This window comes from Cellulosimicrobium sp. SJTW-1 (assembly GCF_047716875.1).
In the GTDB taxonomy this organism is placed as follows: domain Bacteria; phylum Actinomycetota; class Actinomycetes; order Actinomycetales; family Cellulomonadaceae; genus Cellulosimicrobium; species Cellulosimicrobium funkei.
This window is the reverse complement of the sequence record NZ_CP136680.1, coordinates 1,210,577-1,225,844: the sequence shown is the minus strand read 5'-3', so window position 1 is coordinate 1,225,844 and position 15,268 is coordinate 1,210,577. Positions and strand designations below refer to the sequence as shown.

The window sequence follows — 15,268 nt, the reverse complement described above, 5'->3', positions numbered from 1 at the left end:
CCCCGCACGCTCTCCCCGGTGCGACCCGGTGGGAGCGGGTCCTCGGCGCCCGGACGGGCTGCCGGGACGGTCAGGGGGTCGGCTCGTCGCCCCGCCGCGTCGGGCCGTCGGCCCGGTGCTCGGGCGTGGTCGGCCCGGTCGTCGTCGTGGGGGTGTCGGGCGAGGCCGCGGGCGAGGAGCCCGGTGCGCTCGGCGTGCCCGTGCCGGCGGCACCGGTCGGCTCGACGGGCGTCGCCGTCGTACCGGGAGCGGCCGCGCGGGCCTCGGCGCCGGGGGTCGAGAGCGCAGAGGGGCGGCCCGGGGAGGTCGGCTCGGGACGTACGGGAGGCGCCGTCGGCGACGGCTCGACGTGCCCCGGCGCGGCGTGCGCGGGCGCGGCGTGCCGACCGGCGTCCGACAGGTCGCCCGACGACGAGTAGCCGCCCGGGGTCTCGACGGCGACGCTCGGCCCACCCGCGAGCCGGCGCAGCGCGATCCCGACGAGGATGAACAGGATGCCCAGCCCGATGACGAGCGCGCACACCCCGAACGCGACGACGGAGGTGAACAACGACGCGCGCAGGAACGAGGCCGTCATGACGGTCTGGCGCGTCGGGTCGTCCTGACCGAGCTCGGCGTAGGTCTTGCCGCCGCTCGCCTCGAGCGCGTGCTTGTTGATGACCTCGGCCTGCGCGTACGCGGTGAGCGGCCCGTTGACGTGGCGCCCCGCGAGGAACGACGCGTCGTCCGAGACGGTGATCTCCTCGGCGGACAGCTGGTTCGACACGACGATCCATGTGCCGATGCCCGCGAGGAGAAGGATGATGCCCGCGAAGATCGACACGAGGCCGATGCCCCGTGCCCCCTTCGTCGGTGTGACGGTGACGGTGCTCGACATGGCGCGTTCTCCCCTTCGTCAGGACCCACCTGCAACCGCCCGCACGAGACCGCCCGCGGGTGCGGGCCGGTCACGGGACGGTCGAACCACCCATACGGGGCCCACGGTAGCGACGGGAGCGGAGCACCGCGCGGCGAACGCGCACCTCAGGGCGGGCGCGGCGGCGACCGCGCGGCCCGCCGGGGCCGGGATGGGAGGATGCGGTCCGTGCGCATCACCCACCTGACCGACTGCTACCTGCCGCTGCTCGGCGGCATCGAGACCCAGGTCGCGCGGCTCGCGCAGCAGCAGGCGGCCGCCGGTCACGACGTCGCGGTCGTCTGCACGACGCCGGCGCACCCCGGCGCGCACGGCGTGTCGACCGAGCGGGACGGTGACGTCACGGTGCACCGGCTCGCCGCGCGCGTCCCGGGCGGCTACCCCGTGCACCCGCGCGCGCCGCACCACGTGGCGCGGGTCCTGCGCGCCGACCGGCCCGACGTCGTGCACCTGCACATGGGCGTGCTGACGCCCTCCACCCAGGCGTCGCTGCGGACGGTCGTGCGCGCGGGGCTGCCCGCGGTGCTCACCGTGCACAGCGTCTGGGGCGGCGCGGAGCGCGCGTTCACCGGGCTCGACCGCGTGGTCCGCTGGTCCCGCTGGCCCGTGCTGTGGTCGGCCGTGAGCGAGCTGACCGCCGCTCCCCTGCGCCGCATCGTCGGCGACCACGGCGAGGTCGTGGTGCTGCACAACGGCCTCGACCTCGACGCGTGGCGCGTCCCGCGCACCGAGCGCGCCGACCGCATGGAGGGCTCGGCCGTCCACGTCGTGGCCGCGACGCGGTTCGCGCCCCGCAAGCGCGTGCTGCCGTTCCTCGAGGTCGTGCGCGACGCCGTCGCGCGCCTCCCCGAGGGGGCGCTGCACGTGACGCTCGCCGGGGACGGCCCCGAGCTGGCCGACGCGCGGCGCTTCGTCACCGAGCGCGGGCTGGGGTCGGTCGTGTCGCTCCCCGGCCGCCTGGACGCGACGGGCCTCCAGCGGCTCTACGCGCGCGCCGACGTGTTCGCCGCGCCCGCCGTCGAGGAGGCGTTCGGCATCGCCGCGCTCGAGGGCCAGGCCGCCGGGCTGGCGGTGCTCACGCGCTCGCAGTCGGGCGTCGCGGAGCGCCTCACCGACGGCGTCGACGCGCTCGTGGCGGACGACGACGCCGGCCTCGCCGACGCGCTCGTGCGCCTCGCGACCGAGGACGGCCTGCTCGACCGGATCGTCGCCCACAACCGGGACGTGCCGTCGTCGGCGGGCTGGCCGCGCGTGCTCGCCGACGTGGAGCGGGCATACGAACGGGCCGCGACGATCGCCGTGGATCGTCGGGCCCGCCCGTCCCGCTAGGGGGTCACTCCCACTCGATGGTGCCCGGGGGCTTGCTCGTCACGTCGAGCACGACGCGGTTGACCTCGGAGACCTCGTTGGTGATGCGCGTCGAGATGACGGACAGCACGTCGTAGGGCAGGCGCGTCCAGTCGGCCGTCATCGCGTCCTCGGACGAGACGGGGCGCAGCACGATCGGGTGGCCGTAGGTGCGGCCGTCGCCCTGGACGCCGACCGAGCGGACGTCGGCGAGCAGCACGACCGGGCACTGCCAGATCTCCTGGTCGAGGCCGGCCTTCGTGAGCTCCTCGCGCGCGATCGCGTCGGCGGCGCGCAGCGTCTCGAGGCGGTCCGCCGTGACCTCGCCGACGATGCGGATGCCGAGCCCGGGGCCCGGGAACGGCTGCCGCGCGACGATCTCCTCAGGCACGCCGAGCTCGCGACCGACCGCGCGGACCTCGTCCTTGAACAGGGTGCGCAGCGGCTCGACGAGCGAGAACTGCAGGTCGTCGGGCAGGCCGCCGACGTTGTGGTGGCTCTTGATGTTCGCCGCGCCCTCGCCGCCGCCGGACTCGACGACGTCCGGGTAGAGCGTGCCCTGCACGAGGAACTTCACCTCGGCGTCGTGCTCGCCCGCGTCCTCGACGATCTGGCGCGCCGCGTCCTCGAACACGCGGATGAACTCGCGGCCGATGATCTTGCGCTTGGTCTCCGGGTCGCTGTGCCCGGCGAGCGCGGTGAGGAACCGCTCCTTCTCGTCGCGGATCACGAGGTTGACGCCCGTCGCCGCGACGAAGTCGCGCTCGATCTGCTCGACCTCGCCCGCGCGCATCAGCCCGTGGTCGACGTGCACGCACGTGAGCTGGTCGCCCACCGCGCGCTGCACGAGCGCCGCGGCGACGGCGGAGTCCACGCCGCCCGAGAGCGCGCAGATGACCCGCGCGTCGCCGACCTGGGCGCGGATCGCCGCGACCTGGTCCGCGATGACGTTGCCGGGCGTCCAGTCCGGGGCGAGGCCCGCGCCGTCGTACAGGAAGTGCTCCAGCACCGTCTGGCCGTGCGCGGAGTGCTTGACCTCCGGGTGCCACTGCACGCCGTAGAGGCGACGCTCGCGGTCCTCGAACGCGGCGACCGGCGAGCCCGACGACGTCGCGAGGACCTCGAAGCCCTCGGGCGCGCGGTGCACGGCGTCGCCGTGGCTCATCCACGTGGTCTGGTTCTGCGGCGTGCCGTCGAGCAGCACGCCCGCGGCGCACACCTCGACCTCGGTGCCGCCGTACTCGCGCAGGCCCGTCTGGGCGACCTCGCCGCCGAGCGCCTTCGCCATGGCCTGGAAGCCGTAGCAGATGCCCATGACGGGCACGCCGGCCTCGAACAGCGCCGGGTCGACGAACGGGGCGCCCGTCGCGTACACGGACGAGGGGCCGCCCGAGAGGATGATCGCGGCCGGGTCCTTGGCGAGCATCTGCTCGACCGTGAAGGTGTGCGGCACGATCTCGGAGTAGACCTTGGCCTCGCGCACGCGGCGCGCGATGAGCTGCGCGTACTGGGCGCCGAAGTCGACGACGAGCACGGGCCGCGGGGTCGAGGCCACCTCGGCGGTGGTGGGAGTGTCGGGAGCGGTGGCGGGTGACGTCACCCGTCCAGGATAGTCGCCGTGCGGCGGGGCTCGTCCCGCGTCTCAGGCGTCGGTGCGCGCCTCGGCGCGCGCCGCGACGCGCTCGCGCAGGGCGCGGGCCGCCGCTTCCGGGTCGCTCGCCGCCGTGATCGCGCGCACCACCACGATCCGGGTCGCGCCCGCGTCGAGGACGGCGTCGAGCCGGTCCGCGTCGATCCCGCCGATCGCGAACCAGGGCGTCGCGGGCCGGGTCGCCGCGACGTCGCGCAGCAGGTCCAGGCCGACGGCGGCCCGCCCCGGCTTCGTCGGGGTCGCCCACAGCGGACCCACGCAGAAGTAGTCCACCGCCGGGTCGGCCTCTGCCGCGGCCGCCTGCGCGGCCGAGTGCGTGGACCGGCCGAGCGCGGGCCCCGCGCCGAGCAGCGCCCGCACGGCCGGGACCGGCAGGTCGCCCTGGCCCATGTGCACGACCGGCGCGCCCGTGACCGACGCCACGTCCGCCCGGTCGTTCACGGCCCACAGCGCGCCGTGCTCCGTCGCTACGCGCGCGACGAGCTCCTGGAGCTCGAGCTCGCGCGCGACGTCGAGCGTCTTGTCGCGGAGCTGCACGACGTCCACCCCGCCCGCGAGCGCCGCCCGCAGGAAGTCCTCGAGGTCGCCGCGCTCCTCGCGCGCGTCCGTGCAGAGGTAGAGCCGCGCGTCGGCGAGCCGGGCGCGTGCGGCGTCCGCCGACGGGGCGGGAGTGGCCGGGGTGGTGGAGGTCTCGGAGCTCACCCGCGGGAGCCTAGCCTCGGCGGCTCCTCGGCAGGAGGTACTGTGGCCGACAGCACGGGAGCCCCGCAGGGGGCTGAGAGGGCGTCGCCGCCGACCGTCGAACCTGATCTGGGTCATGCCAGCGAAGGGAGCGCACATGAGCCTGTCCGTCCACCCGTCCGCGGGTGGCTCCGTCGTGCCCGACGGCGCGCGCGACGTCGTCGTCGTGGGGGGCGGGATCGTGGGTCTCGCCGTCGCGTGGCGCGCGGCGCGCGCGGGGTTGACCGTCACGGTGCTCGACCCGGCGCCGGGCGCGGCCGCGACCCACGCCGCCGCGGGGATGCTCGCGCCGGTGACCGAGGCCGACTTCGGGGAGGAGGCCGCCCTGCGGCTCCACCTCGCGGCCGCCGCGGCGTGGCCGGCGTTCGCCGCGGACCTGCGCGCGGCGACGGGGGCGGACGTCGGGCTGCGGACCGCCGGGACGCTCACCCTCGCCTACGACGCCGACGACCTCGCGCTGCTCCGCCGCGTCCTCGCCCTGCACGCCGCGCACGGTCTCGCGTCGCACGAGCTCACCGTCGCCGACGCGCGCCGCCGCGAGCCGTACCTGGGCCCGCGCGTCGCCGGGGCGGCGTGGGCCCCCGCGGACCACGCGGTCGACCCGCGCGCGACGCACGCCGCGCTGCTCGCCGCGCTCGGCGGCCGCGACGCCGGGGGTGCGGGCTCGGCCACCGGGGCGCGCGTCGTCCGCGCGTCCGCGACCCGGCTCGCGCTCGATGCCGGGCGCGTGGTCGGCGTGCACGACGACGCGGGCCGGCTCCACCGCGCGGGTGCGGTCGTCGTCGCGGCGGGCTGGCAGTCGGGCGCCCTCCTCGCGGACGTGCCGGGCATCGTCGTGCCCACGCGGCCGGTGAAGGGTCAGACGCTGCGGCTCGACGCGGGCCCGGACCTCGCGCTGGAGCACGTCGTGCGCGGGCTCGTGCAGGGGCGGCCGGTGTACGTCGTGCCGCGCGACCCCGAGCCTGCGGGGCCGCGCGCCGGGCACCGGGAGGTCGTCGTCGGGGCCACCACCGAGGAGAACCCGGACGACCGCCGCGCCACCGCCGGCGGCGTCTTCGCGCTCCTGCGGGACGCCCGCGCCCTCCTGCCGGGGATCGACGAGGCCGCGCTGGTCGAGGTGACGCCGCGGGGGCGCCCCGCGACACCGGACAACCTCCCGCTCGTCGGGCCGACGGACGTCCCGGGGCTCCACCTCGCGACGGGCCACGGCCGCAACGGCATCCTGCTCGCCCCGCTCACGGCCGACGCCGTCGTCGCCGGGCTCGGCGGGCTCCCCGCGCTCGGCGGGACGGAGCCCGGCGACGACGTCGCGACCGCCCTCGCCACCGCCCGGACCGACCGCTTCGCCCGCACCGCCACGACACCGAGGTGAGACCCGTGACCGCACCCGCACCCACCGCGCTCGTCAACGGCGAGCCGTACCCGCTCGACGGCGACGTCGACCTGGAGCGGCTCGTCGCCGCGCTCGTCCCCGCCTACGTCGCCGACGGCACGCCGCAGGGCGTCGCGGTGGCCGTCGGGGACGCCGTCGTGCCGCGCGGCGCCTGGGCGACGACCGTCGTCGCGCCCGGGGACCGCATCGAGATCGTCACCGCCGTCCAGGGCGGCTGAGGAGGAGCCATGACCACGACCGACGTCTCCCCCGCCACCGCGAGCGGCCCGGCCGGCGCCGACGACCCGCTCGTCGTCGCCGGCACCCCGATCGGGTCGCGCCTCGTCATGGGCACCGGTGGGGCCGCGAACCTGCTCACGCTCGAGGACGCGCTCGTCGCGTCGGGCACCGCCCTCACGACCGTCGCGATGCGACGCGTCGCCGTCCGCGCCGGCGGGGACGCGAGCCCCGACGCGGGGATCTGGGCGCTGCTCGCCCGCCTCGGTATCCGCGCGCTGCCCAACACCGCCGGGTGCTTCTCGGTGCGAGAGGCCGTGCTCACCGCGCACCTCGCGCGCGAGGCGTGCGGTACCGAGTGGGTCAAGCTCGAGGTGATCGCCGACGACGTGACCCTCCTGCCCGACCCGGTCGGCCTCGTCGAGGCGGCCGAGCAGCTCGTGCGCGACGGGTTCGTCGTGCTGCCCTACACGAACGACGACCCGATCCTCGCGCGCCGGCTGGAGGACGTCGGCTGCGCCGCCGTCATGCCCCTCGGGGCGCCCATCGGCACGGGGCTCGGCATCCTCAACCCGCGCAACATCGAGGCGATCGCCGCCGCGGCCCGGGTGCCCGTGATCCTCGACGCGGGGATCGGCACGGCGTCCGACGCCGCGCTCGCCATGGAGCTCGGCTGCGACGGCGTGCTCCTCGCGACGGCCGTCACGCGCGCCGCCGACCCGGTCCGCATGGCCCGCGCGATGCGCCTCGCCGTCGAGTCGGGCCGGCTCGCCGCGGGCGCAGGGCGCATCCCCCGCCGCGAGGGCGCCCTCGCGAGCTCGTCCCCGCAGGGCCGCCTCGACCTGGCCCTCTGACCCCGTCGACCAGGCGGTCCCTGCGCGCCGAGCAGGCCATCCCGGCTCGTCCGTCGACCAGGACGCGCCGCGACCACCTGGTCGACGTGCAGGGGGCTAGAGGGTGGGGGTCTTCAGGGCGTCGAGGAGGGCCGGGACGCCGCCGACGACGGAGCGTGCGTCGAGGCCCGCGGCGCGGGCGGCGTCGGCGACGCGGGCGGAGCGGCCGCCGACCGCGCACACCACGAGCACCGGGCGGTCGGCGGGCAGGTCCGCGAGCGCCGCGGCGGCACCGGGGTCCTGCGTGCCGCCGAGGAACGCGCCGCTCGGGACGAGCGTCGACCCGGGGAGCGGGCGCACCTGCGCCTCCCAGTCCTCGCGGACGTCGAGCAGGAAGGGTGCGGCGTCGTCGGCCCGCAGCAGGGCGGCCGCATCAGAGGCGGACACGTCGCGCGGCGCGGGCCCCGCTGCCCCGGTCGGCCCCGCCCCGGCACCGGGCACCGCCACGGGCGGCGCCGCGGGCCGGAGCCCGCAGAACGCGGCGTAGGCGTCGTCGCCCGGCAGGAGCGCGGTGACGGGCTCGCGCGTCGGGTCGGCGCGCACGGTGAGCTGGCGCCACGAGAGGTCGAGGGCGTCGTAGACGGCGAGGCGGCCCAGCAGCGTCGTGCCGGCGCCGGTGACGAGCTTGATCGCCTCGGTCGCCATGACGGAGCCGACGGTGCCGCACATCGCGCCGAACACACCGCCGGTGGCGCAGTCGGGTGCCGCGCCCGGGGGCGGCGGGACGGGGAACACGTCGCGGTAGGTGACCCCGCGCGGACCTCGCTCTCCCGGCCCCGCGGGGTCGGGACCCGCGGCGCCCGGGTGCGCGGCGTCGTCGGGCACGGCGAACCGGGGCGCGGCCCAGAAGACGCTGACCTGTCCCTGGAAGCGGTAGATCGAGCCCCAGACGACGGGCAGGCCGAGGACCTCGGCCGCGTCGGAGACGAGGTAGCGGGTCGGGAAGTTGTCGGCGCCGTCGAGCACGACGTCGTAGCCGCGCAGCACGTCGAGCGCGTTGTCCGCGTCGAGCCGCAGCGCGTGCTCGACGACGTGGACGTGCGGGTTGACGTCCGCGATGCTCTCGCGCGCGGAGTCGACCTTGCGGCGCCCGACGTCCGACCCGCCATGGATGACCTGGCGCTGGAGGTTGGACGTGTCGACGGCGTCGTCGTCGACGATGCCGATCGTGCCGACGCCCGCGGCGGCGAGGTAGAGCAGCGCGGGGCTGCCGAGGCCGCCCGCGCCGACGACGAGCACGCGCGCGGCCGCGAGCCGCCGCTGGCCCTCGGTGCCGACGCCCGGCAGCGCGAGATGGCGCGCGTAGCGCTCGAGCTCCGGCGTCGAGAGCTCGTGACCGGGCGCGACGAGGGGCGCGAGCGGCGTCGTCATGCCGCGTACTGCTCCTCCAGCGCGACGAGCTTCGCGTCGGCCTCGGCGTGCACCTTCTTCTCGAGGATGAACGACATGACCGGCACGACGCCCGCGAACACCATCGTCGCGAGGCGGCCCCAGCCCCAGCGCATCTTGGTCCACAGGTCGAGCACGGTGACGAGGTACACGACGTAGATCCACCCGTGGGCGAAGGGGATCCAGGACACGTAGCGCATGATCCCGTCGACGTCGACGAACGCACCGACCCCGTACTTGACGAGCATCTCGACGCACAGGATCAGCAGCATCACACCGGTGATGATCGCGAGGACCCGGTAGCGCGCGAGCGCGCCGCGCGCCTTGCGGATCGCGGTGCGCGCGGCCTCCGCGCTGGGGGCCGCCGCGTCGGCGGGGGCGACGACGGGCGCGTCGGTGGGGGTGGCCGGGTCCTGCGTGGTCATGGGAGAGGTCCTCGTTCCGGGCGAGACGGCCGCGGCGGTCTCCGCCGCGTGCGGTGGCGTGACGCGGTCGCCGCGTTAAACCGTCGCCGCGTGTCGGACGCCGAACCTAGGGTAGAACACCGTGCGACCCCTCCCTCTCCCCGACCCGGGGACCCCCGACCTGCGCGGCCCGTCCCGCTACCTCCTCTGGATCGCCCGGCGCCAGTGGACGGTGCTCACGGTGTCCGTGCTGCTCGGCCTCGTGAACTTCGCGTGCCAGGCGTTCCAGCCGTACATGCTCGGCCGCGCGCTCGACGAGGGGCTCACCGCCGGGTTCGGTGCCGAGCTGTGGCGGTGGGCGGGCCTCCTGCTCGCGCTGGGCCTGGGCATCGTCGTCACGGGCGTGACGCAGCACCGGTTCGACATCGCGAACTGGCTGCGCTCGGCGCTCACGACGTCGCAGCTCGTGGGCGACGTCACCGCCCGCTCGGGCGACGCGATCACCGAGGAGCTCCCGACGGGCGAGGTCGTGTCCACCGTCGCGAGCGACGCGATGCGCGTCGGCCAGCTCTTCTCGATGATGGGCCAGTTCCTCGGCGCGCTCGGCGCGTACGTCGTCGTGGCGGTCATCATGCTCTCGACGTCGCTGCAGCTCGGTCTCGTCGTCGTGCTGGGCCTGCCGGTCGTCGCCGCGGTGCTCGCGCTGCTCGTCAAGCCGCTCCAGCAGCGCCAGGCCGCGCAGCGCGAGGCGCAGGGCCGCCTGACGACGCTCGGCGCGGACACGGTGTCGGGCCTGCGCATCCTGCGCGGGATCGGCGGCGAGGGCGTGTTCGTGGGCCGCTACGCGCAGCAGTCGCAGAAGGTCCGCGAGGCCGGCGTCAAGGTCGCGCACACCCAGGCCACGCTCGACGCGCTCCAGGTGCTCCTGCCCGGCCTGCTCGTCGTGCTCGTCGTCTACCTCGGCGCGACGGCGGCCCTGCGCGGCGAGATCACGCCCGGGCAGCTCGTCGCGTTCTACGGGTACGCAGCGTTCCTCGGCTGGCCGCTGCAGGTCGCGACGCAGATGCTCAACATCGCGACGCGCGCCCACGTCGCCGCGCGCAAGATCGTGCGCGTCCTCGCGGTCGAGCCAGCAGCGGGCGCGAGCCCGGCCACCGCGCCCATGCCGCCCGAGGGCAGCCCCCTCGTCGACGAGACGAGCGGCCTGGTGCTCGAGCCGGGACGCGTCGTCGCGCTCGTCTCGGCGGACCCGGAGGCGTCGGCGGCCGTCGCGACCCGGCTGGGCCGGTTCGACGACGCCGCGGAGGCGGCCACGCCCGTGCGGCTCGGCGGCACACCGCTCGCCGCGCTCGACAAGCACGCGCTCCGGCGCCGCGTCGTCGTCGCCGAGGCGACGCCGCAGCTCTTCTCGGGCGCGCTGCGCGACGAGCTCGACGCGCGCGGCACCGCGACGGAGGCCGAGGTGCTCGCCGCGGTGAGCACGGCCGACGCGCACGACGTGCTCGACTCCGTGCCCGACGGCCTCGCGGGCGAGCTGCCCGAGAAGGGGCGGTCGCTCTCGGGCGGCCAGCGCCAGCGCGTCGCGCTCGCCCGGGCGCTCCTCACGGACCCGGAGATCCTCGTCCTCGTCGAGCCGACGAGCGCCGTCGACGCGCACACCGAGGCGCGGATCGCCGCGAGCCTCGCGCAGGCCCGTCGCGGGCGCACGACCCTCGTCGTCACGGCGTCGCCGCTCGTGCTCGAGCACGTCGACGAGGTGCTGCTCCTCGAGGACGGCCGGGTCACGGCGCGCGGCACGCACCGCGACCTCGTCGACCGCGCCCACTCCCCCGCGACAGCACCGGACGACGACGCGGCCCGGTACCTGCGCGTCGTCGGGCGCTCGCTCGACGACACCCCCGCCCTCGCCCGCACCGCACCCGAAGGAGGCCAGGCATGAGGCTCCCCGTCGCCGACGGCCCCGCCGTCCGCGCCGCCGCCGGACGCCTGTTCGCCCGGCACCGCGGCACGTTCGTGCTCATCGCCGTCCTCCACACCCTGGCCGCGGTCGCGGGTCTCGTGGGGCCGTGGCTCCTCGGCCGGCTCGTCGACGCCGTCACCGAGGGCACCACGTCGTCGTACGTGACGACCGTCGTCGCCGTGGGCGCGGGCGCGGTCCTCGCGCAGGCCGTCCTGCGCCGGTACGCGCAGCGCCTGTCCATGGTCTTCGGCGAGACCGTGTTCGCCGAGCTCCGCGAGGACCTCGTCGAGACGGTGACGTCGCTGCCGCTGTCCACGGTCGAGCGCGCGGGGACGGGCGACCTCGTGGCGCGCACGACGAACGACGTCGACCGCATCCAGCACGCCGTGCGGTTCGGCGTGCCGCAGCTCCTCGTCGCGGTCGTCACGCTCGTGCTCACGGCGGTCGCGGCCGTCGTCGTCGCGCCGCTCGTGGCGCTCGCGCTGTTCGTGGGCGTGCCGCTGCTCGTCGTCGTGTCGCGGTGGTACCTCAAGCGCGCGTCGGCCGGCTACCAGCGCGAGGCCGCCGCCTACGCGACGCTCAACGGCACCATCACCGAGAGCGTCGAGGGCGCGCGCACGGTCGACGCGCTCTCGCTCACCGAGCGCCGCCAGGCGCGCGTGCGCGCCGACCTCACCGAGGCGTTCGAGGCGGAGCGGTACACCCTCGGGCTGCGCACCGTGCTGTTCCCGGGCATCGACCTCGCCATCGCGATCGCGCCCGTCGCCGCGCTCGTGTGGGGCGCGTGGCTGCTCTCGCAGGGCCAGACGACGCTCGGCGCCGTGGCCACGGTGACGACCTACGCGTTCCAGCTCGCCGGGCCGGTGTGGAACCTCATCTTCTGGCTCGACGAGATCCAGGTCGCCGCGGCGTCGTACGCGCGCATCGTCGGCGTCGCGCAGGTGCCCGGCGACCGCACCCCGACGGGCGACGTGCCCGACGGCGACCGCCTCGTCGCGCGCGACGTCGAGTACGCCTACCGCGAGGGTCACCCCGTGCTGCACGGCGTCTCGCTCGACCTCGAACCGGGCGAGCGGCTCGCCGTCGTCGGGCCGTCGGGCGCGGGCAAGTCGACCCTGGGCCGCATGCTCGCGGGCATCCACCCCCCGACGGCGGGGTCCGTCCGCTCCGGCGGCGTGCGGCTCGTCGACCTGCCGCTCGAGGACCTGCGGCGCGAGGTCGCGCTCGTCACGCAGGAGCACCACGTGTTCGTCGGCACGCTCGCGGACAACCTGCGCCTCGCGAAGGTCGACGCGGACGAGGCCGAGCTGCTCGACGCGCTCGACGCCGTCGACGCGCGCGGGTGGGCCGAGTCGCTGCCCGAGGGCCTCGCCACGGCCGTGGGGTCGGGCGGGCACGTGCTCACCCCGGCGCAGGCGCAGCAGCTCGCGCTCGCGCGCCTCGTGCTGCTCGACCCGCACACGCTCGTGCTCGACGAGGCGACGTCGCTCCTCGACCCCCGGGCGGCCCGCCACCTCGAGCGCTCGCTCGACGCCGTGCTGGCCGGCCGGACGGTCGTCGCGATCGCGCACCGCCTGCACACCGCGCACGACGCCGACCGCGTCGCCGTGGTCGACGGCGGCCGCATCAGCGAGATCGGCCCGCACGACGAGCTCGTCGCCGCGGGCGGCGACTACGCGCGGCTCTGGCACTCCTGGCAGCAGGAGTAGCGCCGGTCGGTGCCAAGATGGTGCCGATGCCTGGAACCACGAGCGCCACCCCGCACGACCTCCCGACCCTCCCGAGCCCCTGGCGGGCCCGGGTCCCCGGCTACGCCGACATCGACGCGCTCGTCCGGCTGCGGCGCCTGGACGAGCTCCAGGGCACGGGCTCGACGCACGTCGACCCCGCCGGGATCGAGTCCGAGGTCGCAGGGCTGGCCTCCTGGACGCGGCGCCAGCTGGTCGCCGTCGGGCCCGACGACGTCCCGCGCGCCTGGGTGACCGTGCACGACCGTGCCGCCGGGCGGGCCACCGTCTGGGGCTACTTCGACCGCGACGTGGCCGAGGTCGACGCGATCGCGGACGCGTTCTACCGCTGGGCGGAGCGCACCGCGGTCGCGATGGCGCGCCTGCGCGGCGTGACGGCGACGCGCCTCGACGAGAGCCCGTTCGCCGACGACACGCGCCAGGCGCAGTGGCTGACCCGGGCCGGGTACGCGCGGCGGCGCAGCTGGTTGCACATGACGCGCCCCGTCGTCCCGGACGAGGCCGCGCTCGCCCCGCGCGCCGGGGTCATGGTCCGCCCGGTCGAGCGGCACGAGAACGGGATGCCTGTCGCGGCCGACCTCCAGGTCGTGCACCAGATGCTGGAGACGTCCTTCCAGGACCACTTCAACTCCTACCGGGAGAGCTTCTCGGAGTTCGTGCAGCGGCTCCGCGAGGACCCGGGCCACAGCTGGGACCACTGGTGGCTCGCGTACGTGGAGACCGACGACGGCCACCGGGTCCCCGCGGGCACGGTCGTGTGCTCGTCGATCGCCGCGGGCGAGAGCGGCGCGCGGGGCACCTACGTCGAGTACATCGGGGTGACGCGCGCCGCCCGCGGCCGCGGCGTGGCGAAGTCGCTGCTCGCGACGGTGATCGCGGACGCCGCCCGGGACGGTCGCGACCGCGTGGCGCTCGAGGTCGACGCCGACTCCCCCACGAAGGCCGACCAGCTCTACCGCTCGCTCGGCTGGGAGACGGACTACGTCACCGAGTCGTGGTTCAAGGACCTCGACCTCGACGGCTGACCGCGGGCGGCCGGGACGCGCAGCCGGTCGCGGGCCCGGACGCGCCGGTGCCCGGCCGTCGCGGACGACGACCGGGCACCGGGTGACGCGGCCTCGGGTGGCCTGGCGGAGTCAGACGACCCGATGGGACGAGCGCGTCAGAAGCACGAGACGTGGATCGCCACCGACGCGTCGGTCGACGTCGCGTAGGCGGTGCCCTGGCCGTCGTAGTCGTACATCGTCACCGCCGCGCCCGCGCTGTTGCGCGCGCTGTTGGTCGTCCCGTTGACCCGGAGCGACACGTTCGTCGGCGCGCTCGCCGTGATCTTCGCGTCGCGCGTGCCGCAGTTGTACGGCGTGGTCCTGCTCGCCGCGCTCGCGCTCGCCGCCGGGGCGAGGACCAGACCGATCGTGACCGCTGCCACCGCGAACGGTGCAAGACGCTTCTTCATGGAGTACCCCCGTGTCTCTCCGACCGCCGGGCGACGTCGACCGGCGGACCGCCCGGACGCTCTGTCCGGGCGGGATAAGACTGAGGTCCGTACATATGTCCGGCAAGCGGTGTGTCACGTGGTGAGACGGTGGTCCGTCCGCTCCCGCCCCGGGACGCGGCGCGTGCGCTCCCGACCCGCTCTCAGGGGTCGTTCGCGGGCCCGTCCTCAGGGGGTCGTTCGCGGGCCCGTCGCGCCGGCGTCGGCCGGGCCGGGGAGGCCGGCGATCCCCGCGTCCTCCCCGCGCGCGCGGCGCTTGCCGCCCGCCGCCTCGTCACGCACGAGCCGGACCCACAGCAGCACGGCGAACCCGCCGAACACCCACCACTGGAGCGCGTAGAACAGGTTCTGCAGGTTGAGCCCCGTGCCGCCCTCGATCGTCGGGCGCGGGAGCTGGGCCGGGCCGCCGTCGGCCGCCGACGGCTGCGCCGGGTCCGAGGACAGCAGCACGAGGTAGCCCGAGTACATCGGCCCGCCCCACGCGTTGACCAGCTCGCCCGTGGAGATCGCGTCGGTGCGGCCGGGGGCGGAGCCGCCCTGCCCGGCGGCCTCGGAGGCCTGGAGGTAGCCGGTCAGACGCACGACGCCGTCCGGCGGGTCGAGCGCGGCGCTCTCCTCGGGCGACTCGACCCAGCCCCGCACGACGGGCAGGACCGGGGCGCCCGAGAGGTCGGCCCACGACGCGCCCTGGGTGCCGTCGTCGGTCACGTGGAGCGGGGTGAGCACGAGGTAGCCGGTGCGGCCGTCGAGCGCGCGGCCCTCGACGAGGAGCTGCCCCTCCGCGTCGTACTCGCCCTCGACCCAGGCCTGCCGCCCGACGAGCTCGCCGGGGAACGTGGACTGCGGCGGGAGCAGCACGCCGACGCCCTCGGGGCCGGCGGCCTCGAGCTCGGCGGCCTCGTGCTGCGCCGCGAGCTCGGCACGCTGCTGGGCGCGGTCGAGCTGCCAGACGCCGAGCCGCGCGCACACGGCCGCGGCGACGAGGAGGAGCACGAGCAGCCCGACGACCCGGGGCTGGCGGGCGACCGCCCAGAACGAGCGGGGCGCGGTGGGCTCGGGCACGACCCCACGGTATCCGGGGCGCGGGCGGGTCCCCGCATCCGGACCGCCTGGCG

The 15,268-nt window shown here is 76.3% G+C and carries 14 protein-coding genes and 1 riboswitch; of the genes, 7 read left to right on the top strand and 7 right to left on the bottom strand.

Features of this window, described 5'->3' with window-relative positions; all coding sequences use genetic code 11:
• Window positions 1–70 precede the first annotated feature (70 nt).
• A complete protein-coding gene (locus RSE42_RS05580; protein WP_370512490.1) occupies window positions 71–877 on the bottom strand; it encodes a hypothetical protein in 807 nt (268 codons plus the stop codon).
• A gap of 207 nt (window positions 878–1,084) precedes the next feature.
• Between RSE42_RS05580 and RSE42_RS05575 the strand changes: the two genes are divergently transcribed.
• Entirely contained in the window at window positions 1,085–2,245 is a 1,161-nt protein-coding gene (locus RSE42_RS05575) for a glycosyltransferase family 4 protein (protein WP_409141029.1), read from the top strand.
• Between the two features lie 4 nt (window positions 2,246–2,249).
• On the opposite strand, the gene guaA is transcribed toward RSE42_RS05575, so the two are convergent.
• A complete protein-coding gene (gene guaA / locus RSE42_RS05570) occupies window positions 2,250–3,863 on the bottom strand; it encodes a glutamine-hydrolyzing GMP synthase (RefSeq protein ID WP_415298117.1) in 1,614 nt (537 codons plus the stop codon).
• 42 nt (window positions 3,864–3,905) lie between these two features.
• The gene (gene thiE, locus RSE42_RS05565; RefSeq protein ID WP_415298115.1) at window positions 3,906–4,616 is read right to left on the bottom strand and encodes a thiamine phosphate synthase; all 711 of its coding nucleotides are present in this window, start codon (window positions 4,614–4,616) and stop codon (window positions 3,906–3,908) included.
• A gap of 44 nt (window positions 4,617–4,660) precedes the next feature.
• Window positions 4,661–4,763, top strand: a riboswitch (TPP riboswitch).
• On the opposite strand from thiE, the gene thiO reads away from it, so the two are divergent.
• The 3 genes from thiO (at window position 4,753) to RSE42_RS05550 (ending at window position 7,118) form a co-directional block, all read left to right on the top strand.
• Window positions 4,753–6,027: a glycine oxidase ThiO gene (gene thiO / locus RSE42_RS05560; RefSeq protein WP_415298113.1), complete on the top strand. Its 1,275-nt coding sequence runs from the start codon at window positions 4,753–4,755 to the stop codon at window positions 6,025–6,027. Its footprint overlaps the riboswitch before it by 11 nt.
• Before the next feature lie 5 nt (window positions 6,028–6,032).
• The gene (thiS, locus tag RSE42_RS05555) at window positions 6,033–6,266 is read left to right on the top strand and encodes a sulfur carrier protein ThiS (protein WP_076405108.1); all 234 of its coding nucleotides are present in this window, start codon (window positions 6,033–6,035) and stop codon (window positions 6,264–6,266) included.
• A gap of 9 nt (window positions 6,267–6,275) precedes the next feature.
• The gene (locus RSE42_RS05550) at window positions 6,276–7,118 is read left to right on the top strand and encodes a thiazole synthase (RefSeq protein ID WP_144722370.1); all 843 of its coding nucleotides are present in this window, start codon (window positions 6,276–6,278) and stop codon (window positions 7,116–7,118) included.
• A gap of 96 nt (window positions 7,119–7,214) precedes the next feature.
• Here the strand turns inward: RSE42_RS05550 and RSE42_RS05545 are convergent, their stop codons facing one another.
• On the bottom strand, window positions 7,215–8,528 hold the full coding sequence (locus RSE42_RS05545) for a ThiF family adenylyltransferase (RefSeq protein WP_415298110.1): 1,314 nt from the start codon (window positions 8,526–8,528) through the stop codon (window positions 7,215–7,217).
• On the bottom strand, window positions 8,525–8,971 hold the full coding sequence (locus RSE42_RS05540) for a DUF3817 domain-containing protein (RefSeq protein WP_081600117.1): 447 nt from the start codon (window positions 8,969–8,971) through the stop codon (window positions 8,525–8,527). Before RSE42_RS05540 ends, RSE42_RS05545 begins: the two co-directional genes overlap by 4 nt.
• A gap of 121 nt (window positions 8,972–9,092) precedes the next feature.
• Here RSE42_RS05540 and RSE42_RS05535 point away from each other — a divergent pair, with 121 nt between their 5' ends.
• The 3 genes from RSE42_RS05535 to RSE42_RS05525 are packed head-to-tail and all read left to right on the top strand — an operon-like array spanning window position 9,093 to window position 13,683.
• Complete coding sequence (locus tag RSE42_RS05535; RefSeq protein ID WP_415298108.1) at window positions 9,093–10,889, top strand: ABC transporter ATP-binding protein; 1,797 nt, start codon at window positions 9,093–9,095, stop codon at window positions 10,887–10,889.
• A complete protein-coding gene (locus RSE42_RS05530; protein WP_144722367.1) occupies window positions 10,886–12,619 on the top strand; it encodes an ABC transporter ATP-binding protein in 1,734 nt (577 codons plus the stop codon). The genes RSE42_RS05535 and RSE42_RS05530 overlap by 4 nt, the downstream gene beginning before the upstream one ends.
• Window positions 12,620–12,645: 26 nt before the next feature.
• Window positions 12,646–13,683 (top strand): GNAT family N-acetyltransferase, encoded by a 1,038-nt coding sequence (locus tag RSE42_RS05525; RefSeq protein WP_198285639.1) that lies wholly within the window; start codon window positions 12,646–12,648, stop codon window positions 13,681–13,683.
• A gap of 137 nt (window positions 13,684–13,820) precedes the next feature.
• Here the strand turns inward: RSE42_RS05525 and RSE42_RS05520 are convergent, their stop codons facing one another.
• On the bottom strand, window positions 13,821–14,114 hold the full coding sequence (locus tag RSE42_RS05520) for a hypothetical protein (protein WP_034654148.1): 294 nt from the start codon (window positions 14,112–14,114) through the stop codon (window positions 13,821–13,823).
• A 207-nt stretch (window positions 14,115–14,321) separates the two neighbouring features.
• Window positions 14,322–15,215 (bottom strand): SURF1 family protein, encoded by an 894-nt coding sequence (locus RSE42_RS05515; protein WP_051028280.1) that lies wholly within the window; start codon window positions 15,213–15,215, stop codon window positions 14,322–14,324.
• Window positions 15,216–15,268 lie beyond the last annotated feature (53 nt).

What these genes read in the sequence shown, in the direction of transcription:
- RSE42_RS05580 (WP_370512490.1), bottom strand. Translation starts at nt 877, where the DNA reads ATGTCGAGCACCGTCACCGTCACACCGACGAAGGGGGCACGGGGCATC.
- thiO (WP_415298113.1), top strand. Translation starts at nt 4,753, where the DNA reads ATGAGCCTGTCCGTCCACCCGTCCGCGGGTGGCTCCGTCGTGCCCGAC.
- RSE42_RS05550 (WP_144722370.1), top strand. Translation starts at nt 6,276, where the DNA reads ATGACCACGACCGACGTCTCCCCCGCCACCGCGAGCGGCCCGGCCGGC.
- RSE42_RS05545 (WP_415298110.1), bottom strand. Translation starts at nt 8,528, where the DNA reads ATGACGACGCCGCTCGCGCCCCTCGTCGCGCCCGGTCACGAGCTCTCG.
- RSE42_RS05540 (WP_081600117.1), bottom strand. Translation starts at nt 8,971, where the DNA reads ATGACCACGCAGGACCCGGCCACCCCCACCGACGCGCCCGTCGTCGCC.
- RSE42_RS05530 (WP_144722367.1), top strand. Translation starts at nt 10,886, where the DNA reads ATGAGGCTCCCCGTCGCCGACGGCCCCGCCGTCCGCGCCGCCGCCGGA.
- RSE42_RS05525 (WP_198285639.1), top strand. Translation starts at nt 12,646, where the DNA reads ATGCCTGGAACCACGAGCGCCACCCCGCACGACCTCCCGACCCTCCCG.
- RSE42_RS05520 (WP_034654148.1), bottom strand. Translation starts at nt 14,114, where the DNA reads ATGAAGAAGCGTCTTGCACCGTTCGCGGTGGCAGCGGTCACGATCGGT.